Origin of the sequence: Psychrosphaera aestuarii, assembly GCF_017948405.1 — a bacterium.
Taxonomy (GTDB): Bacteria; Pseudomonadota; Gammaproteobacteria; order Enterobacterales; family Alteromonadaceae; genus Psychrosphaera; species Psychrosphaera aestuarii.
This window is the reverse complement of the sequence record NZ_CP072844.1, coordinates 2,871,638-2,889,708: the sequence shown is the minus strand read 5'-3', so window position 1 is coordinate 2,889,708 and position 18,071 is coordinate 2,871,638. Positions and strand designations below refer to the sequence as shown.

The window sequence follows — 18,071 nt, the reverse complement described above, 5'->3', positions numbered from 1 at the left end:
GGGAGCTGTGAATGAAAAGCCTTACAGTAAATCTGGCGGAACACAGCTACCCAATTTATATTGAGCAAGGTATTGATAATTTAAATAGCTTGCTCACCCCTCATATCAAGTCTCGTCAAGTCGTCGTCGTTTCTAATGAAACCGTATTGCCGATTTTTAAGACTTCTATCGCGTTATCCCTCGAAAACTATGACGTCCGTTATTTTCAAATGGAAGATGGCGAACAGTATAAAACCTTGGATACCTACGAGCGCATAATGTCGTTTTTGCTAGAGCAACAGGTTAGCCGAGATGTGACTTTAATTGCGCTAGGTGGTGGTGTTGTTGGCGATATTACCGGTTTTGTAGCTGCTACCTTCATGCGTGGCGTCGATTTTATACAAATACCAACGACTTTATTGTCCCAAGTTGATTCATCTGTTGGCGGCAAAACTGCAGTAAATCACTCACTTGGTAAAAATATGATAGGGGCCTTTTATCAGCCTAAAGCGGTGATTATAGATGTCGAGTCGCTATCAACTTTGCCCGCAAGAGAATTATCAGCAGGGTTAGCTGAAGTAGTAAAATACGGCATATTAGGTGATAGAGACTTCTTTGAGTATTTAGAAGCAAATGCAGCTCACATAATGTCATTAGATAAGGGTGTGCTGTCATATGTCATTGCAAAATGCTGTCAACTGAAAGCTGATATTGTTAGTCAAGACGAAAAAGAGCAGGGTGTAAGAGCTCTATTAAATTTAGGCCATACATTTGGTCACGCTATCGAGGCTGAGCAAGGGTATGGCAACTGGCTTCATGGTGAGGCTGTTGCTGTAGGAATGGTCCAAGCGGCAACGCTTGCGAAAGCTCGAGGCTGGTTATCTCAGGATGACGTCACTAGAGTCGTTAACTTGTTAAAGTTGTTTAATTTACCAGTTGAAGGTCCAGCCAACATGAACCTTGCCTCGTATCTTAAGCATATGAAAAAAGACAAAAAGGTACTATCTCAAACGATCAGATTTATATTGCCCAAATCACTTGGTCAAGCGATACTGGTTTCAGATGTCAGCGAAAAAGAACTACAAAAAATACTGGAATGACGAATAATACATTAGCAAACGGCTTTTATATTCCTCCTTCACGTCTTCAATTTTTGGAAACTGTTCAAGAGCTATTAGCTCAGACGGGAATTGTGGCGATGGAAGGTGCTGTGGGCATAGGTAAAACCACCTTGCTTGAAGAGTTACTGACGTCAGCACTTCCTAACGCGAATAAATGTTATTTAACAGCTACTAACTCATTAAATGATATTCAAGTAAGAAGTCGCATTATCGAGCAGCTGTTTGGAAACGTTTTATTTGATCCTGAAAAACCATTGTTAAACGCCTTTCTAGAATTTTCTGGTGACAGTCAGATACTACTTGCCATTGATAATGGTCATTTTTTATCGGGTCAGCTAGTCGGTGAGCTGTTACAAGTTGTCGCGGAGTTTAAAAAGCGTGGTCTAAACATTTCGGTACTAATCGCATTTGACAAACAAATATCAAAAACGCTAGCTAGCATTACTTCGGCTATGATAAGTGTATTGGCTATTCCACGCTTCAATGAAAAAGAAAGCTATACCTTATTAAAACAGTCCTTTGAAAATTTACCCTCTGCAGATAGTACAAAAGTAAAGCGATGGATTGAGAATTCTCAAGGTAATCCTATTCAACTACTTGGTTTTGATACATCAGACAGCTTTAAAGTAGTTAGCCCTTTACAGATGAACTTAAAGCTTTGGGTGTCTAGCTTAGTGCTTGTTAGCTTGCTTCTTGCAATTGGTGTATATGTTTATCGTCAATATTTAACATCTTCGCAAACGCTACCTAAGCCGTTATCAGAAAGCACGGTTAAATCTATTCCAGAGCCCATAGTTTCAGACTGGTCCAGCGCTAAGGTTAAGAAACAAGTAAATCAAGCTAAACTAAAAGATGGCATCGTTGATAAAGCAACTCGGCAAGATATAGTGTCGGCCTTGCAAGTGTCGATGCAGCCAGAGACGCCAGTTAAAGAGGCGGTTATTGCGCCTATTGATACAAGTTTTGCCGAAGATACACCTGATAGTATAGAGCATCTAAATCGTGAAAATAATCCGGTAAATGAAGGCTCACAAATCCTTACTCAAGTCTCTGAAGCTGCGATTGATAGTACAGAAAACAAAACTATCGAACCCGAAAATGGACCTAAACAATCGTCAGATGTATTGCCTCCGATTGAAGTATTAAAAGTTGCAGGTTATGAAATTAATAATAGTCAAATGATGAGCTTACCGTCATCAAAATACGTGTTGCAGTTAACTGCAGTGAGTCAAGAGTCAACGTTAGAAAGTTATTTAAAAGCCCGAAATTTAGATTCAACTCAGACTCGAATATATAAAATTAGTAGAAATAATTCAGATTGGTTAGTCGTGACTTATGGTGTTTTTGATACCATATCTTCAGCAAGGGAAACAGCAAAGAAGATAGATAATAATGCTTGGGCAAAGTCAGTTGATGCCATACAGCAACAAATAAAGTCATTTAATGAATCCATAAGCCAATAGAGTTATAGATGAAAAAGAAAACGAGAGCCTTTTTAAAGTGGGCCGGTGGAAAATATAGCTTGGTAGAACAAATAAACAGCCGTTTGCCGGAAGGTAAAAAGTTGATTGAGCCGTTTGTTGGCGCCGGTTCAGTATTTTTAAACTCAGATTATGACAACTACTTATTAAACGACGTAAATCCAGATTTAATCACTTTGTATAAGTATGTAAAAGCTAGACCTGTTACATTTGTTAAAGACGCAAAAAAGCTATTCGTTCCTAAAAATAACGATAAAGTCGCGTATTACGGACTTAGAAAAGAGTTTAATGAAACAAACGATCCTTATCTAAGATCTTTGTTGTTCCTGTATTTAAATCGCCACGGCTTTAATGGTTTGTGTCGTTATAATTTAAAAGGTGGTTTTAACGTCCCATTTGGCGATTATGGCAAACCCTACTTTCCTGAAGACGAAATTTTCGCTTTTTCCGAAAAGGCTAAAAAAGCAAAATTTGTTTGTGAAGACTACAAAAAGACGTTCTCTAGAGCACGTAAGGGCTCAGTAATCTATTGTGATCCTCCATATGCACCTCTGTCTTCCACAGCCAACTTCACTAGTTACGCAACTGGTGGATTTGATGCCAACGAACAAGCTAAGTTAGCTCAGGTTGCGGAAAGAGCGGCATTTAAAAGAAATATACCAGTTTTAATAAGTAACCATGATACTGAGTTGACGAGAAAGTTATATGATCAAGGCGATCAAAGTTTTGTAAAGGTAGCAAGAAGCATAAGTCAAAATGGAGCGGGAAGACAAAAAGTCAGTGAGATTTTTGCGTTTTACGCGGCTAAATCAGATTGATTTTAAACGCCATGCGTTTTAACAGATCAAGATAGCACCAGATTTACGATAGTGATGAGTAATAAAACCAGCCCCACGGCTAATATAACGCCGGCTAATATAAAAGGAAAAGGAGTGTCGGTGGCAAAGTCTTTTTTATGTGTCTCAGATTTTTGCACGCCAAAGAAAGCCGCTGCTACGCTTTTAAACGCCTGAATTAAATTCAAATTGAATTACCTTATGCTTTTACTCGGGGTGTTGTCAGAGAACTCAGGGTATTTGTTGGTCTCTTCACCATACATCAATTCTATTAAATCAAAAAAATGAAACTGTGTTGTATTGATGTCAGTAATCCAGCCCCACCATGTTGGTTTTTTTACAACTACAGGTGAGCACTCAGTTACTTCTTCTTTTTCAGTCAGGCACGAAATACCGTCAGCATTGACTGATAATCCTATTCCGACGAAAAACAGCGAAGCGGCAACAAATTTTAAGGGTTTAATCATTTGACTGCCTCCCTAAACAAGTTTGAGTAATAAGCATAATGTTAATTTGCTACTTTACATGACTAGTGCGATAAATCACCAACTTTTTGAGGTAAATATGAAAAAAGTTAATTTTTCATATGTGTTATTATGCACAGATAATTTTACGGGATTTGTAAACATATGAAATTGCCTAAACTACAACAACTAAAATATTTAGTTGCACTGCATGATACTGGTCATTTTGGTCAGGCTGCTAAGAAGTGTTTTGTTTCTCAATCTACATTATCAAGTGCAATTCAGGCGTTGGAAGAGCAGTTAGACTCACAACTGGTTGAGCGAGATCATAAAACATTTGTTTTCACTGCGTTAGGTCAAGATGTTGTTCTCAAAGCGCGAAAAATAATTGAATTAAGTTCAGACCTTGTTGCAACGTCTACCTCCAATGGCGATGAGTTTGTAGGTGAGTTACACGTTGGTATTATCCCAACAATTGCCCCGTTTGTGTTATCTGAGCTAATCCGTCACAGTAGTAAAACTTACCCTAACTTAAAGCTCTTTTTGCGCGAAGACACATCTGAGAACAGTTTAGCGCTGCTTCGCAGTGGGCAACTAGATATGGTGCTGTTAGCAACACCATACGACACTACGGAATTTGTTGAGCTTACCTTAGCTAGAGACCCATTTTTTAAGGTTTCACATCCCGATAACACGAATGGACAAATATACTTATTGGAGAGTGAGCATTGCTTATCTGATCACGCAATTTCAGGCTGTCATTTGACTGACAACTCTCATATACATCCATTTCAAGCAAGTAGCCTAAATTCTCTTTTAGCTATGGTTGAGGGACATAAAGGAGAAACGTACCTACCAAAACTTGCCATAAACTCAGGCGTATTGAATCACTCTGAGTTAGTTTCAGAGCCTTTACGATATGAAAATGCAGCTAGAAACCTCAGCTTAGTGTGGCGAAAAACTAGTCAGCGTCGTGAGTTTTACGTGGCTGTAAGCTCTATGTTTAAAGCTGTGGTAGATAATAAGTTACTGTAAACTGGACTTAAAACTGAACTGAACTGCACTCGAAAATTAAACGTTCTTAGTTAAACCTTAGGGTGGGAAATAAGTCCCACTCAAGGAGAAATTATGAAAATTTTAATTATTGTATCGCTTATATTTGCTGGTATTTTCGGTGCTCAGTTTGTACATTCAACTGAAGTATCTACTGAAAACAGAGCTGTTCAGTTGCAGGGTATCGATCAAAAAACACAAGTTGCGGAACAGTCTACAAATTCAAAGCTAGACGTAAATGAAGCAACGGCAGAGCAACTTGTTGCGGTAAAAGGTATAGGACCATCAAAAGCTGCTGCTATCATTCAATACAGACGTGAAATAGGTGGGTTTAAAACAATTGACGAGCTTATAGAAGTGAAAGGTATTGGCCAAAAAGCATTGGCCAAACTTAAACTTGTATTAAAGGTTTAGAGTTCACTATTGCTCTGAAGTACTGAGATTTGCTCATCCGCCCAATTTAGCGCACTTGAGTAAATCTCAGGCACTTGCACACCCACAAGACCTAACGCCTTTTCCGCTTCAGACTCTGACTCCCAATCGCCTCTCTCATAAGCTTTAGCCAGTTTAAGAAATTCAGCTAACTTACCTTCATTATTAATTAGGGCGACCTTGATTTCATTAGCTAAAGGTAACTGTTCCATTACCTTTTCAATTGTTTCATCTAAAATTGCGTCAATTAGTGACATCATTCCAGTTAAAAACGCTTTGCCTATATCCTGACTTTTTTCTGCTAGAGCAAGTTGTTCACAGAATCGCGCTCTGACCATAGACATTTTTAACAGTTCATCAGGCTTTGAGCTATTTACCTGCGTAGAAAAAAGCAGAGAGATAAACTTCTTAAGCTCTAAATGACCCAAAGCGATAATAGCTTGCTTAATCGTTGATATTTCACTAACTCTTGAGAATGCGGCGGAATTTGCGTATCTTAGCAGTTTGTACGAAAGGTTAATATCTCGTTCAAATACTTGTGTAATTTTAGGGATATTTACGTCTTCGTTTGAAGTTTCATATAATAATTCAGCTAACGTCATTTGTGCCGGTGAAAGATTTTTTGTTTTTACCATTTCAGGTTTTGAAAAGAAAAAGCCTTGAAAATAAGTAAAACCGGCTCTTTTGCACCACTCAAATTCTTCCAGGGTTTCTACTTTTTCCGCTAGCATTATAATTTCTGGGTATGCTTTAAGATCGTCAAGAACTTGTAAAATTTCGTTTTGAGGCATACTACGAAGATCAATTTTTATCATTTGTATATAAGGATAAAAGTGCTTCCAAACGGGTTTGTGCTCATAATCATCTAGTGCGATGGTGTAGCCTAACTCGTGTAACTTTTGAACTTCCGCGAGTAGTTTTTTACCCGGCTGAATAGTCTCTAGCAGTTCAACAACAAGCGAGTTGGGAGACATCATACTGGGGTATTTTTTGACTATTGTCTCTAGGGTGAAGTTGATAAAAGCAGGTTTGCCGTCGGTTAAATCTTCTAAACCAAAATTTATTTGCGCGCCCTCAATAATTCTTGAGGTAGCCATGTCTCCATCAACATCAGGAAATACGTTGTCTACGCCGTCCCGAAAAAGAAGCTCATAAGCATAAAGGTTTTTGTCAGCATCCAAAATGGGTTGGCGCGCCGCGTAAAAATACATTAAAAATTCACCGAAATTAGTTGGGGAGTTCAATCATTAGCTGGTTTGATTTTAGACGTAATCTAACAAAAACTCACCTTATTTATGAATAAATTCATGTTGCTAGCGGTTCATTTTGATTGTTTTTAAATTTTTAGAAGATTCATAAATATATTTTTAATAACTTTTTGATTACATACTATAATTAGTCGAAGTTACTAGTAAAAGATAAAGATTTTTCGATTTTGTCCGATAACGTCTAAACTAAAATTACTAATGAATAGCAATAAATTTTCTACTAAGGTTAGTCAGTTTGTTGTTTTACACTTTAATTAGATAAAAAACCAAAGGTTTACACTAATGTTGAATTTCTTGAAACCGTCTATCCCTGACGGACACACAACGGTAAGTATACGAGAATTAAACGAACTTAAAGAGAAAGCGCTTGCTTATGACAGTATCTCTAATAGTAACTCGTTAGAAATTGCCCATAAAATTCATGAAACTGCCAAAAGTGTAAACGAGGTAGCGGAAGAAAAGCTGCATTCAATAGATGCCGGATTTCAGGAAATTACTGCGTTTCTAGACCAGAGTAATGAAATAGAAATCAACTCTTCAAGCTCTCAAGAAAGTGCCAATGAAACTTATCAAATGAGCCAAGAGTCCATTGAACAGTTAGCGAGTTTGGTAAATACCATTAAAAGCTCTGCAACTTTTATCTCAGAATTCACGCAGTTATTATCGTCATTAGACGAAAACAGTAAAAATATTGACCATTTAGTTGAATCGATCAAAGGTATCGCGGAACAAACTAACTTGTTAGCACTAAATGCCGCCATCGAAGCCGCGCGAGCGGGTGAACATGGGCGTGGTTTTGCGGTCGTTGCAGATGAGGTTCGTTCTTTAGCAAATACCGCCAATAGTTCGGCAGACCAAATTCAAACTGAAATGAAAAAAATCATGGATATATCTTCATCCATTATTACTAAACAGTCTGAAGTTGAAAACTTAATGGATACCTCTGTTAGCATTGCAGATGAAACCACATCTCGCCTTAGCGCTTTAGCGGAACTTGCTGAAACCAGCAAGTCATCGGTTGAACAAACTATCACTATGGTGCAGCATCAATTAACGTCCTCACAAGACATACTGAATCATTTAGCGCAAATAAGAGAAGAAACAGAGCAAACCGTTTCTGGCTCCTCGCAAAACTTAGCGTTAAGCACTCAGTTAATTGAATCGTTAAAAAATAAGTAAAAAGAACTTTATTTAATGCCAATTGATTGTTGACGATGCCGTTTATAAATCTAGTTTATAAGGGAGTCTTTCACTACAAGCGCTAATATAAGCCTCGTTGTGGACAGACTCCTCATTACAAAATCGTTCTATCGCGTCGTGAAAAGGTTGTAGAAAAATTGAGTGCAACGAAGTTGTCTCAACCGGTTTAAATCCCCGAGCGATCTTGTGCTCACCTTGAGTGCCGGGGTTAAAACGTTTTATTTTGTGTTTTATACAATACTCAATGCCTTGATAGTAACAAGCTTCAAAGTGCAAATAATCAAACTCCGCCAACGCTCCCCAATAACGCCCATACAGTGTATCTTCATCTACGAAGTAAAGGGCCGTTGCAACGATTTCGTCTTCTTTAAAACACAGGAGTAGTCTAACTTTTGTTGCTAATGATTTGAATATCTCTTGAAAAAAGGCAAGTGAAAGATAGCCTGAACGACCACGTTTGATATAAGTACTTTGATAACTCAAATAAAATGCATTTAACTCGTCACTAGTAATTTGTTCGCCGCTTTTCCAACTAAATGAAAAATGACTTTTAACTTTACCTCTCTCTTTTAAAATCATTTTTCGCTTGCGAGCGGTCAATATCGATAAAAAGTCTGTGAAGCTTTCAAATTGATTGGTTTCGTTTTGCATTAAACACTCATCAATTGAATCTAACTTCGCGATATTCCTATTATTGAACCAATGGAACTGATGGCCTTTACGGGTAATAAAGTTCTTCGCAACATTTACTTTTTCCTCTGCGAATAATAAGTGAACACCGGAATATTGATTTGACTCAGCGTGTTGGAGCGCAATGCATAAAGCTTCATTTATACTTAGCGTTAAGTTGCCAATAAGTTTGCGGCAAGGAATAGGAGAAAAGGGGATGCCAATAGTATATTTGGGATAGTAATGAATACCATTTCGATGAAAAGCATCTGCCCATGCCCAATCAAAAACGTATTCACCATAGGAATCAGTCTTTTGATAGCCGATTAGTAAACCATATTTATCGTCGCTTTCTTCGCACAATAAATATTCTGGAATCCATCCTGTACCTTGACCGATGCTACCACTATTTTCTAATGCGGCTAAAAATTCAAAAGAGTGAAAAGGGCAGGTCACACCAGCAAATAGAATATGCCTTTGATTTGCTGTTAAATCGTTGATTGAAGACAAGACACGCCAGGATTTGGGCAATATTAAATTTTCATTAGCTTTAACTTCTTGCACAAATTGCCTCAATGTCATGTTATTCGTAGTTTAGTTGATGGAAATAGATATTGATTAGGGTATTATTGATGCTTAATTTTATATAATCTGTAAATTAAATTTTTAAACCCACTATCTAGAGTAGACTTTAAAATATGCAATTAGAAGTAACAAGAGCTAAAGCCTTTGCCGGATTCACTTGGATAAAACAGGCTTGGAAGATCTTTACTCTAAAACCAGCGGTTTTTATGGCGATGAGCGCCATTATTATAGTTATTTCAATTCTTCCTGCATTTATTCCATATGCTAATTTTTTAGTATTGTTCTTAATGCCGTTTATAACACTAGGATTTTATCAAGTAACATCAAATATAGAGCACAACGAACCAACAGATGTGCAAGATATATTTCAGTATTTAGGGCAGATACCTAAATATGCCGTGTTATTAAGAATTGCAGCGGTAACCTTAATATTATCTATACCGATTACCATGGTAGCGAGCGATATGCAGTTGTTATTTGCAGAGCAAAAGTTACCGTCATTTTCTGATGTATTGCTATTGGCTATATTATTTTTTATTAACGCAATGATAACGGCGTTTGCGGCCCCTACTGCATGGGTTGCGCCTGAAACACCTTTGTCTACTATTTTAAAAAATAGTTTTAAAGCTTGTTGGATAAATGCAATGCCACTGACTGTATTTGGTTTAGTCGTGTTGTTAATTGTAATGGTGAGTATGCCGTTAATCATTTTTGGTTGGTTAATCGCCTATTCGATCACAACAGTTGCATTTTTACAGGCATTTTTAGATATTTACCAGCCGGTGAAACCTGCAATGGATGACGCGTTTGTAGAAAATACTGTTTCATCAAAATCGGATAGTGATATAGAACAATAAATGAGTTTTAAACAACCGGTACAATACGATCCAATAACAGATCCCAAAAAGCTCTACAACAGAGCACTTTACTGGTTGTCGAAAAGAGATTATTCGATCGCAGACTTTTCAAAAAAGCTGGATAAAGTTTGTCTTATACAAGAAATGAAAGACGACTTAATTGTACGTTTAATTGAAAATGACTGGTTAAGTGAAAAACGTTACGTCGCAGCATTTGTTCGAAGCAAAATATCCACTGGATTGGGTGCGTTTAGAATTATTAATGACTTGAAACAGCATGGAATTAAGGACAGCGATGCTAAAGCTTGTATTGAGGAGCAGTCTGTAGACTGGTTTGAACAAGCCAAAGCAACGTACAAGAGAAAATATGGTGAAACCACCATCGAAGAATATAAAGAACGAGCGAAACGTTTCCGATATATGCAGTATCGAGGCTTTTCGATTGATCAAATCAATTATGCAATGTCGCCAAATGAAGATTGAGCGGCCAATACAACTTTTTAGGTAACGCACATGTACAATACAACTGCCAGTTTAAGAACGGCTTTTTTAGATTTTTTTGCCTCAAAGCAACACCAAGTGGTGGCCTCAAGTTCATTAGTGCCAGGTAACGATCCAACACTATTATTTACCAATGCGGGTATGGTGCCATTTAAAGATGTGTTTTTAGGTGCGGAACAGCGTCCTTATACTCGAGCGACTAGTTCTCAGCGTTGTGTTAGAGCGGGTGGTAAACATAATGATTTAGAAAATGTAGGCTACACCGCTCGCCACCATACTTTCTTTGAAATGCTAGGTAATTTTAGTTTTGGTGACTATTTTAAGCATGATGCAATTCAGTATGCTTGGGAGTTTCTAACCCAAGTACTTGGCCTACCGGCAGATAAATTATTAGTGACTGTCTATGAAACGGATGATGAAGCATTTGAAATTTGGAACAAAAAAATAGGTGTTCCAGCAGAAAAAATAATTCGCATTGGTGATAAGTCTGCAGATAAAAAATACGAGTCAGACAACTTTTGGTCTATGGGTGATACGGGTCCTTGTGGACCATGTTCAGAAATCTTCTACGATCACGGTGAGCATATTTGGGGCGGTCCTCCAGGATCTCCAGAAGAGGATGGTGACCGTTTTATCGAGATTTGGAATATTGTATTTATGCAGTTTAACCGATCTGCTGATGGTGAAATGGCTAAATTGCCTAAGCCTTCTGTTGATACAGGTATGGGCATTGAGCGAATTGCCGCAATATTACAGGGCGTTCACTCAAACTATGAAATTGATATTTTCCAAAATTTAATCAAAGCGACAGCGACGTTGTTAAACGTAGAAGATTTAGAAAATAAGTCTTTGCGAGTAATTGCTGATCACATTCGTTCATGTTCATTTCTAATCGTGGATGGTGTCATGCCATCGAATGAAGGGCGTGGATATGTTCTACGCCGAATTATTCGAAGAGCGGTAAGACATGGACATCAATTAGGTGCTAATGGACTGTTTTTCAATAAATTAGTCTCAACGCTTGTAGAGCAAATGGGCGATGCTTATCCAGAGCTTGCTCAAAAACAAGCTGTAGTAGAAAAAATGTTGAGAATTGAAGAAGAGCAGTTTGCAAAAACCTTAGAGCGAGGTTTAGCAATGTTAGAGTCGCAGTTATTGACTCTTGAAGGTAGTGAAATCCCAGGTTCGGTAGTATTCAGTCTTTACGATACTTATGGTTTCCCTGCTGACTTGACTGCAGACATTGCGAGAGAAAAAGAACTAACAATTGATGAATCGGGTTTTGAAGCTCACATGTTAGAGCAACGTAAAAAATCACAAGCCGCTTCATCATTTAAAGCTGACTACAATAACCAATTAACATCACAACAACAGAGTGAGTTTACTGGTTACGACAACGAAGAATTTGCCGGCAAAGTCGTTGAACTGTTTGCAAACGGTGCTTCTGTCAATGAACTTACTGATGGTCATCAAGGCATAGTAATATTGGACAGCACTCCTTTTTATGCTGAGTCTGGTGGTCAGTCTGGTGACAAGGGCGAAATTCAAGTTTCTGGTGGTACTTTTGTTGTTGCTGATACGCAAAAATTAGGTAATGCAGTAGCGCACTACGGCACTGCAAATGGCAGCATTAAAATAGGCGACGACGTTAGCAGTAAAATTGATGCGACACGCCGAAATGCGATAAAGAAAAATCACTCAGCGACACATCTAATACATGCGGCATTAAGAAATGTTTTAGGTGAGCATGTTGGACAGAAAGGCTCATTAGTTGAAGCGGATAAGTTTCGTTTTGATTTCTCGCATTATGAAGGCGTGACAGCTGAACAACTTAAAGAAGTTGAGTTACAAGTAAACTTACAAATACAACGCAACCTGCCACTTAATACTGAAGTAATGGCGATTGATGCAGCTAAAGAAAAGGGCGCTATGGCGTTGTTCGGCGAAAAGTATGACGACGAAGTTCGAGTAGTCACAATGGGCGATTATTCCATTGAGCTTTGTGGTGGTACGCATGTTAGTCGTACAGGTGACATCGGGTTGTTCAAAATTATTAGTGAAGCAGGTATTGCTGCTGGTGTTCGCCGGATTGAAGCGGTGACCGGTTTAGCTGCGATCGAGCATGTTCATGGTTTAGAGTCTGTAATTGCAAACGCTGCAGCTGCTCTGAAGTCGGAACCAAGTGCGCTGGTAGAAAAAGTTGAGCAGTCAATTTTACGCACTAAAACGTTAGAAAAAGAGCTCCGTGGGTTACAAGATAAAATGGCAAGTGCGCAAGGTAGTAACTTGTCTGAGCAAATTAAAGTTGTAAATGGCGTTAATGTTTTGCTTGTTAATTTAGGCGAGGCAGATCCTAAGTCATTGCGCGGTCTAGTCGATGATTTAAAGAATAAAATTGGCTCTGTAGCGTTATTGCTTGCTGCTACGGCAAATGGCAAAGTAAGTTTAATTGCTGGTGTAACCAAAGACCTTGTTGGTAAAGTTAAAGCTGGCGAGCTAGTTAACGTTGCAGCTGCTGAGGTTGGTGGTAAAGGTGGTGGTCGTCCTGATATGGCCCAAGCTGGTGGTTCACAACCAGACAACGTTGAGCATGCGATTAAAGCTGCGGATGAGTTTTTACAAAATAAACTTAGCTAGGCATTTGTGCATTGGCACTATTCGTACAAAAATATGGCGGCACATCGGTAGGTTCTATTGAACGTATCAATGCTGTCGCTGATCGAATAATTCATACGGTCCAACAAGGACATCAAGTCGTGGTTGTGGTTTCCGCAATGAGCGGAGAAACAAACCGGCTTATCAATTTAGCCCATCAAGTCGCACCGGACTCTGCGAGCTCGGCAAGTCGCGAGCTTGATGTTTTAATGTCTTCAGGTGAGCAAGTTAGTGCGTCACTTTTATCTATTGCTCTCGTTTCGAGAGGCTTTTCCGCAATTTCTTTATTAGCCGATCAAGTTGGTATTCGAACTACATCTGCTTTTGGTAAGGCCCGTATCGTCTCAATTCAAGCTGATATTTTGCGAGAACACTTACAGCATGGTCGAATTGTTATAGCGGCTGGCTTTCAAGGACGTGACGAAGAAAACAATATTACAACGTTGGGACGCGGTGGAACAGACACGTCAGCTGTTGCAATAGCTGCAGCAATAAATGCCGATGAATGCCAAATATTTACAGACGTTGAGGGTGTTTACACTACAGATCCAAGACTTGAACCGAATGCAAAATTACTTAAAACGATTGCGTTTGAAGAAATGATTGAATTGGCCAGTTTAGGTGCAAAAGTATTGCAAAAGCGATCGGTTGAGCTAGCTGGGCGATTTAATGTCAAACTTAGAGTTCTGTCTAGTTTTATACCATTTAACAAAGATACGTCCGATCAAGGCACATTAATTACCTACGAGGAGAGTGAATTGGAAGAGTTGTTAATTTCGGGAATTGCAGCGACAAAAGATGAAGCAATGATCTCTTTCTCAAATGTTAGCGTAGATTTCTTTAGTGGTGCAGATGTTTTATCTTTGTTATCCGATAAGTCAATCGAAGTGGATATGATTAATCAGAGCTTGGATTCTAAGCTTGACAACAAAGAAATTGACTTTGCATTTACTGTAGGACTAGACGATTTTAAGGCGACTATGTCCCTTTTACGGCAATATGTTGAAAAAAATGAAAATATTTGTTCTGAAAGTATGCAAGGTAGTGAAACTGTTGCTAAGATTTCTGTAGTTGGAATCGGAATGAGAACTCATGCTGGTGTTGCATCAAAAGTATTATCGACATTAGCTAAAGAACATATTCCTGTGTTGTTGATTTCCACCTCTGAGATTAAAATTTCAGTACTGATTGATCAAAGGTATACGGAACTTGGTGTAAGGGCACTTCATAATGCCTTTGAATTACACATGTAAAATCAATTCAATTGTAAGATGCTTTAACTGTAGGTAGAATAGCAAAGATCAGCCTTGTGCTGGTATGTAGCTTTCACTTTATGAAAGAAACCTAAGTAAGCATATTAAGGAGCTTAGAATGCTTATACTAACTCGTCGTGTTGGTGAAACGTTAATGATCGGTGATGAAGTTACCGTGACTGTCTTAGGAGTGAAAGGCAACCAAGTAAGAATTGGTGTTAATGCCCCTAAAGAGGTAGCGGTTCATCGTGAAGAAATTTATATGCGAATTCAAGCAGAAAAAGGCGGAGCGCCTTCGGAAGCTGAGTAAGTAGCAGCCGGCCTAGCGCCGGTTTTTTTATGTTTATTTTTTATCTGATAGTTATATTTATAATTTAGTAATGCTTAAATTTGATCCTGTTTAATTTAAATTGGTCAAAATCAACGCAAACAAACGCGAATTTACAAATTTTTGTTTGACTTATATTTGTAGATCATTACTATACACCCCGCATTGATTGGAGAGGTGGCCGAGTGGCTGAAGGCGCTCCCCTGCTAAGGGAGTATAGGGTTTGTAGCCCTATCGGGGGTTCGAATCCCCCCTTCTCCGCCATTCTTTGTGTTTATGTATTGCGCGCTCGTAGCTCAGCTGGATAGAGTACCTGGCTACGAACCAGGCGGTCGGAGGTTCGAATCCTCCCGAGCGCGCCATTCATAAAATTTTAAATATTGCGCGCTCGTAGCTCAGCTGGATAGAGTACCTGGCTACGAACCAGGCGGTCGGAGGTTCGAATCCTCCCGAGCGCGCCATTTAAATACCCTCAAAATTATTCAAAATAAACCCTGCAAAAACGGAATTTTAATCTAGGTTTAACTAGTTTCTAAAGATTATTGCGCGCTCGTAGCTCAGCTGGATAGAGTACCTGGCTACGAACCAGGCGGTCGGAGGTTCGAATCCTCCCGAGCGCGCCATTCTTTCTTCAAAACAAACAATCTAAAAACTTAAATAAATATCGTCATAAAAGTCAGACTTGGCTCGGATCGGATGAGAACCTCCGCTAGGTTCGATAATTTTGTATGGAACAAAATTAAACGCCTTTAGGCGGCCCGAAGGGCGAAGTACAGGATGTACGAAGTAATCCTCCCGAGCGCGCCATTCTTTCAAAACAAACAATCTAAAAACTCAAATAAATATCGTCATAAAAGTCAGACTCGACTCGGGTCGGATGAGAACCTCCGTTAGGTTCGATAATTTTGTATGGAACAAAATTAAACGCCTTTAGGCGGCCCGAAGGGCGAAGTACAGGATGTACGAAGTAATCCTCCCGAGCGCGCCATTCTTTCAAAACAAACAATCTAAAAACTTAAATAAATATCGTCATAAAAGTCAGACTCGGGTCGGGTCGGATGAGAACCTCCGTTTTCAGACTTGAATATTATCTTTTAGTTCTTTTATATCCTAAACTTACCCAGCAACAAAAACGCACCTCAAAACAATTTTATTCATAAACTTGTTTTGTTCTAACTGTATTTGTTTACAAAATGCCGTTGCAAAATCTTCATAAAACTTTTGTTTTTATAGTGTTTTATGTTAATTAAGAGTTAAAGCTCTAAAAGTAAGAGAAAAAAGCTCATGTATTTTAATTCCAATTTCTTGGTTTTATATTCAAAAGCTTGTATTAAGTAAGGAAAAGTAATGTCTGTATCAGAGTTATTGTACGAAGCTGCTATTTTAATGTTAGTAGGCATGGTTGTCGTATTTGTGTTTTTGACCTTGCTAATTTTTGCAACAAAATTGTTATCAAAATTTGCGGTTGGTGATACATCAAACTTAAAAGCTCCAGATTCTGCACCGCGCACTAAATTAAATGCACCAGAGCCTGTTATCGCCGCAATCAGTGCCGCCATCTATCAATATAAACAAAATAAAAAGTAAAGGACTGTCAAATGAAAAAGCCCTTATTACTAACAGAATTAGTATTACGTGACGCCCACCAATCTCTTCTCGCTACCCGTCTTCGACTTGAAGATATGCTCCCTATTGCTGATAAGCTCGATAAAGTTGGGTATTGGTCAATGGAATCTTGGGGAGGGGCGACGTTTGATTCATGTATTCGTTATTTAGGTGAAGACCCTTGGCACCGTATTCGAGAACTAAAAAAGGCAATGCCAAATACAAAACAACAAATGTTGTTGAGAGGACAAAATTTATTAGGTTATCGTCATTATGCCGATGATGTAGTACGAAAGTTTGTAGAACGTGCCCACCATAATGGAGTTGATGTTTTTAGAATCTTTGACGCTATGAATGATATCCGAAACTTAGAGACCGCAATTAAATCGGCGGTTGATGTCGGGGCACATGCGCAAGGCACGATTTCTTACACCGTATCGCCAGTTCATAACCTAAATACTTGGTTAGACATGGCGAAAAGACTTGAAGACATGGGTAGTCACTCGATATGTATTAAAGATATGGCTGGTCTACTAAGACCATACGAATGTGAAGAGTTAATTACAGAATTAAAGGCAACAGTTGATCTACCGATAGCGATGCAATGTCATGCAACAACCGGCTTATCAACAGCGACTTATCAAAAAGCGATCGATGCAGGCATAGATATGCTCGATACCGCTGTTTCTTCAATGAGTATGACTTATGGTCACAGTGCAACTGAAACTATGGTTGCTATTGTTGAAGGAACCGATCGCGATACTGGTTTAGATTTAGAGTTGTTAGCAGAAATCGCTGCCTACTTCCGTGATGTTCGTAAGAAATATGCAAAGTTTGAAGGTAGCTTAAAGGGCGTTGATTCACGTATATTGCTAGCGCAAGTGCCAGGCGGAATGTTAACTAATATGGAAAATCAGTTACGAGAGCAAGGCGCAGAAGATAAACTTGATGATGTATTAAAAGAAATTCCAATTGTTCGAAAAGATCTTGGTTACATACCTTTAGTTACACCAACGTCACAAATTGTAGGAACACAAGCGGTTCTTAATGTATTAACTGGCGAGCGATACAAATCTATTACTAAAGAAACTGCCGGTGTATTAAAAGGTGAATACGGCGCAACTGCAGCGCCGGTGAATTCAGAGCTACAAGCCAAGGTTCTTGATGGTGCCGAGGCGATTACCTGTAGACCAGCAGACGTTTTAGACGACGAACTCGAAAAGCTTACTGAAGAATTAGCGGCTAAAGCCAAAGAGAATAGTATTGAATTGGCAACAGATGTTGTTGACGACGTACTGACTTATGCACTATTTCCACAAATCGGCTTGAAGTTTTTAGAGAATCGAAATAACCCAGATGCGTTTGAACCAGCGCCGACGGGACTTGAAACTAAATCATCGGAACCAGCAGATAGCAAATCTAAAGGTAATGAGGTTGAAGCTTATTCAGTATCTGTAGACGGCAAGGCCTACGAGGTTGTTGTCGCACCGTCAGGCACTATAGCAAGCATACAGCCTGCACCATCTTCATCTAAGCAGGCATCGCCAGCTCAAGCTACAAGCCCAGCTTCCTCTACGCCGTTAGAAGCGCCATTGGCCGGTAATATATTTAAAGTACTAGTTAAGCCTGGGCACGTCGTTCAAGAGGGCGATGTAGTTATTATCTTAGAGGCAATGAAAATGGAAACAGAAGTTCGGGCGCAGCATGCTGGCGAGGTTGTATCGGTTGAATGTAAAGAAGGCGATGCAGTGTCAACCGGCGACGTATTGTTAAGCATAGGATAA

At 39.0% G+C, this 18,071-nt stretch carries 17 protein-coding genes and 4 tRNA genes; 17 read left to right on the top strand and 4 right to left on the bottom strand.

All coding sequences use genetic code 11. From position 1 onward, the window contains the following. The first annotated feature begins 11 nt into the window (after positions 1 to 11). From aroB to J9318_RS13105, 3 genes are read left to right on the top strand one after another with little or no spacing between them, the layout of a single operon-like run. The gene (gene aroB, locus J9318_RS13115) at positions 12 to 1,079 is read left to right on the top strand and encodes a 3-dehydroquinate synthase (RefSeq protein ID WP_210560329.1); all 1,068 of its coding nucleotides are present in this window, start codon (positions 12 to 14) and stop codon (positions 1,077 to 1,079) included. Further along, positions 1,076 to 2,563, top strand: coding sequence for an AAA family ATPase (locus J9318_RS13110; RefSeq protein ID WP_210560328.1), 1,488 nt, complete (start codon positions 1,076 to 1,078; stop codon positions 2,561 to 2,563). The genes aroB and J9318_RS13110 overlap by 4 nt, the downstream gene beginning before the upstream one ends. An 8-nt stretch (positions 2,564 to 2,571) precedes the next feature. Beyond that, complete coding sequence (locus tag J9318_RS13105) at positions 2,572 to 3,399, top strand: Dam family site-specific DNA-(adenine-N6)-methyltransferase (protein WP_210560327.1); 828 nt, start codon at positions 2,572 to 2,574, stop codon at positions 3,397 to 3,399. 26 nt (positions 3,400 to 3,425) lie between these two features. Here the strand turns inward: J9318_RS13105 and J9318_RS13100 are convergent, their stop codons facing one another. Both J9318_RS13100 and J9318_RS13095 read right to left on the bottom strand, forming a co-directional pair. Next, entirely contained in the window at positions 3,426 to 3,605 is a 180-nt protein-coding gene (locus J9318_RS13100; RefSeq protein ID WP_210560326.1) for a DUF2970 domain-containing protein, read from the bottom strand. A 6-nt stretch (positions 3,606 to 3,611) separates the two neighbouring features. Then, positions 3,612 to 3,884 carry a hypothetical protein gene (locus J9318_RS13095; RefSeq protein ID WP_210560325.1) on the bottom strand — a complete coding sequence of 91 codons (273 nt, stop codon included), beginning with the start codon at positions 3,882 to 3,884 and terminating at the stop codon, positions 3,612 to 3,614. A gap of 162 nt (positions 3,885 to 4,046) precedes the next feature. Between J9318_RS13095 and J9318_RS13090 the strand changes: the two genes are divergently transcribed. Both J9318_RS13090 and J9318_RS13085 read left to right on the top strand, forming a co-directional pair. Beyond that, on the top strand, positions 4,047 to 4,916 hold the full coding sequence (locus tag J9318_RS13090) for a hydrogen peroxide-inducible genes activator (RefSeq protein WP_210560324.1): 870 nt from the start codon (positions 4,047 to 4,049) through the stop codon (positions 4,914 to 4,916). 93 nt (positions 4,917 to 5,009) lie between these two features. Beyond that, entirely contained in the window at positions 5,010 to 5,348 is a 339-nt protein-coding gene (locus tag J9318_RS13085; RefSeq protein ID WP_210560323.1) for a ComEA family DNA-binding protein, read from the top strand. On the opposite strand, the gene J9318_RS13080 is transcribed toward J9318_RS13085, so the two are convergent. Continuing rightward, on the bottom strand, positions 5,345 to 6,577 hold the full coding sequence (locus J9318_RS13080) for an EAL and HDOD domain-containing protein (protein WP_210560322.1): 1,233 nt from the start codon (positions 6,575 to 6,577) through the stop codon (positions 5,345 to 5,347). The two genes, J9318_RS13085 and J9318_RS13080, sit on opposite strands and share 4 nt — an antisense overlap. A gap of 339 nt (positions 6,578 to 6,916) precedes the next feature. Between J9318_RS13080 and J9318_RS13075 the strand changes: the two genes are divergently transcribed. Next, on the top strand, positions 6,917 to 7,813 hold the full coding sequence (locus J9318_RS13075; protein WP_210560321.1) for a methyl-accepting chemotaxis protein: 897 nt from the start codon (positions 6,917 to 6,919) through the stop codon (positions 7,811 to 7,813). Between the two features lie 42 nt (positions 7,814 to 7,855). On the opposite strand, the gene J9318_RS13070 is transcribed toward J9318_RS13075, so the two are convergent. Further along, positions 7,856 to 9,067 carry a GNAT family N-acetyltransferase gene (locus J9318_RS13070; protein ID WP_210560320.1) on the bottom strand — a complete coding sequence of 404 codons (1,212 nt, stop codon included), beginning with the start codon at positions 9,065 to 9,067 and terminating at the stop codon, positions 7,856 to 7,858. Between the two features lie 134 nt (positions 9,068 to 9,201). Here J9318_RS13070 and J9318_RS13065 point away from each other — a divergent pair, with 134 nt between their 5' ends. From J9318_RS13065 to oadA, 11 genes are all read left to right on the top strand, one after another. Further along, positions 9,202 to 9,945 (top strand): hypothetical protein, encoded by a 744-nt coding sequence (locus tag J9318_RS13065; protein ID WP_210560319.1) that lies wholly within the window; start codon positions 9,202 to 9,204, stop codon positions 9,943 to 9,945. Further along, positions 9,946 to 10,428 carry a regulatory protein RecX gene (locus tag J9318_RS13060; RefSeq protein WP_210560318.1) on the top strand — a complete coding sequence of 161 codons (483 nt, stop codon included), beginning with the start codon at positions 9,946 to 9,948 and terminating at the stop codon, positions 10,426 to 10,428. It begins immediately after the preceding gene. A gap of 30 nt (positions 10,429 to 10,458) precedes the next feature. Then, entirely contained in the window at positions 10,459 to 13,083 is a 2,625-nt protein-coding gene (gene alaS / locus J9318_RS13055) for an alanine--tRNA ligase (RefSeq protein WP_210560317.1), read from the top strand. 11 nt (positions 13,084 to 13,094) lie between these two features. Beyond that, positions 13,095 to 14,354 carry an aspartate kinase gene (locus J9318_RS13050; RefSeq protein WP_210560316.1) on the top strand — a complete coding sequence of 420 codons (1,260 nt, stop codon included), beginning with the start codon at positions 13,095 to 13,097 and terminating at the stop codon, positions 14,352 to 14,354. Between the two features lie 118 nt (positions 14,355 to 14,472). After that, positions 14,473 to 14,664: a carbon storage regulator CsrA gene (gene csrA, locus J9318_RS13045; RefSeq protein ID WP_155696319.1), complete on the top strand. Its 192-nt coding sequence runs from the start codon at positions 14,473 to 14,475 to the stop codon at positions 14,662 to 14,664. A gap of 189 nt (positions 14,665 to 14,853) precedes the next feature. After that, positions 14,854 to 14,946: transfer RNA gene (locus tag J9318_RS13040), tRNA-Ser, on the top strand. Between the two features lie 21 nt (positions 14,947 to 14,967). Continuing rightward, positions 14,968 to 15,044 (top strand) — tRNA-Arg (locus J9318_RS13035). Between the two features lie 22 nt (positions 15,045 to 15,066). Beyond that, positions 15,067 to 15,143, top strand: a tRNA-Arg gene (locus J9318_RS13030). 85 nt (positions 15,144 to 15,228) lie between these two features. Further along, a tRNA-Arg gene (locus J9318_RS13025) sits at positions 15,229 to 15,305 on the top strand. 724 nt (positions 15,306 to 16,029) lie between these two features. Further along, entirely contained in the window at positions 16,030 to 16,269 is a 240-nt protein-coding gene (locus J9318_RS13020) for an OadG family protein (RefSeq protein ID WP_210560315.1), read from the top strand. Positions 16,270 to 16,280: 11 nt separating this feature from the next. Next, complete coding sequence (oadA, locus tag J9318_RS13015) at positions 16,281 to 18,071, top strand: sodium-extruding oxaloacetate decarboxylase subunit alpha (protein ID WP_210560314.1); 1,791 nt, start codon at positions 16,281 to 16,283, stop codon at positions 18,069 to 18,071.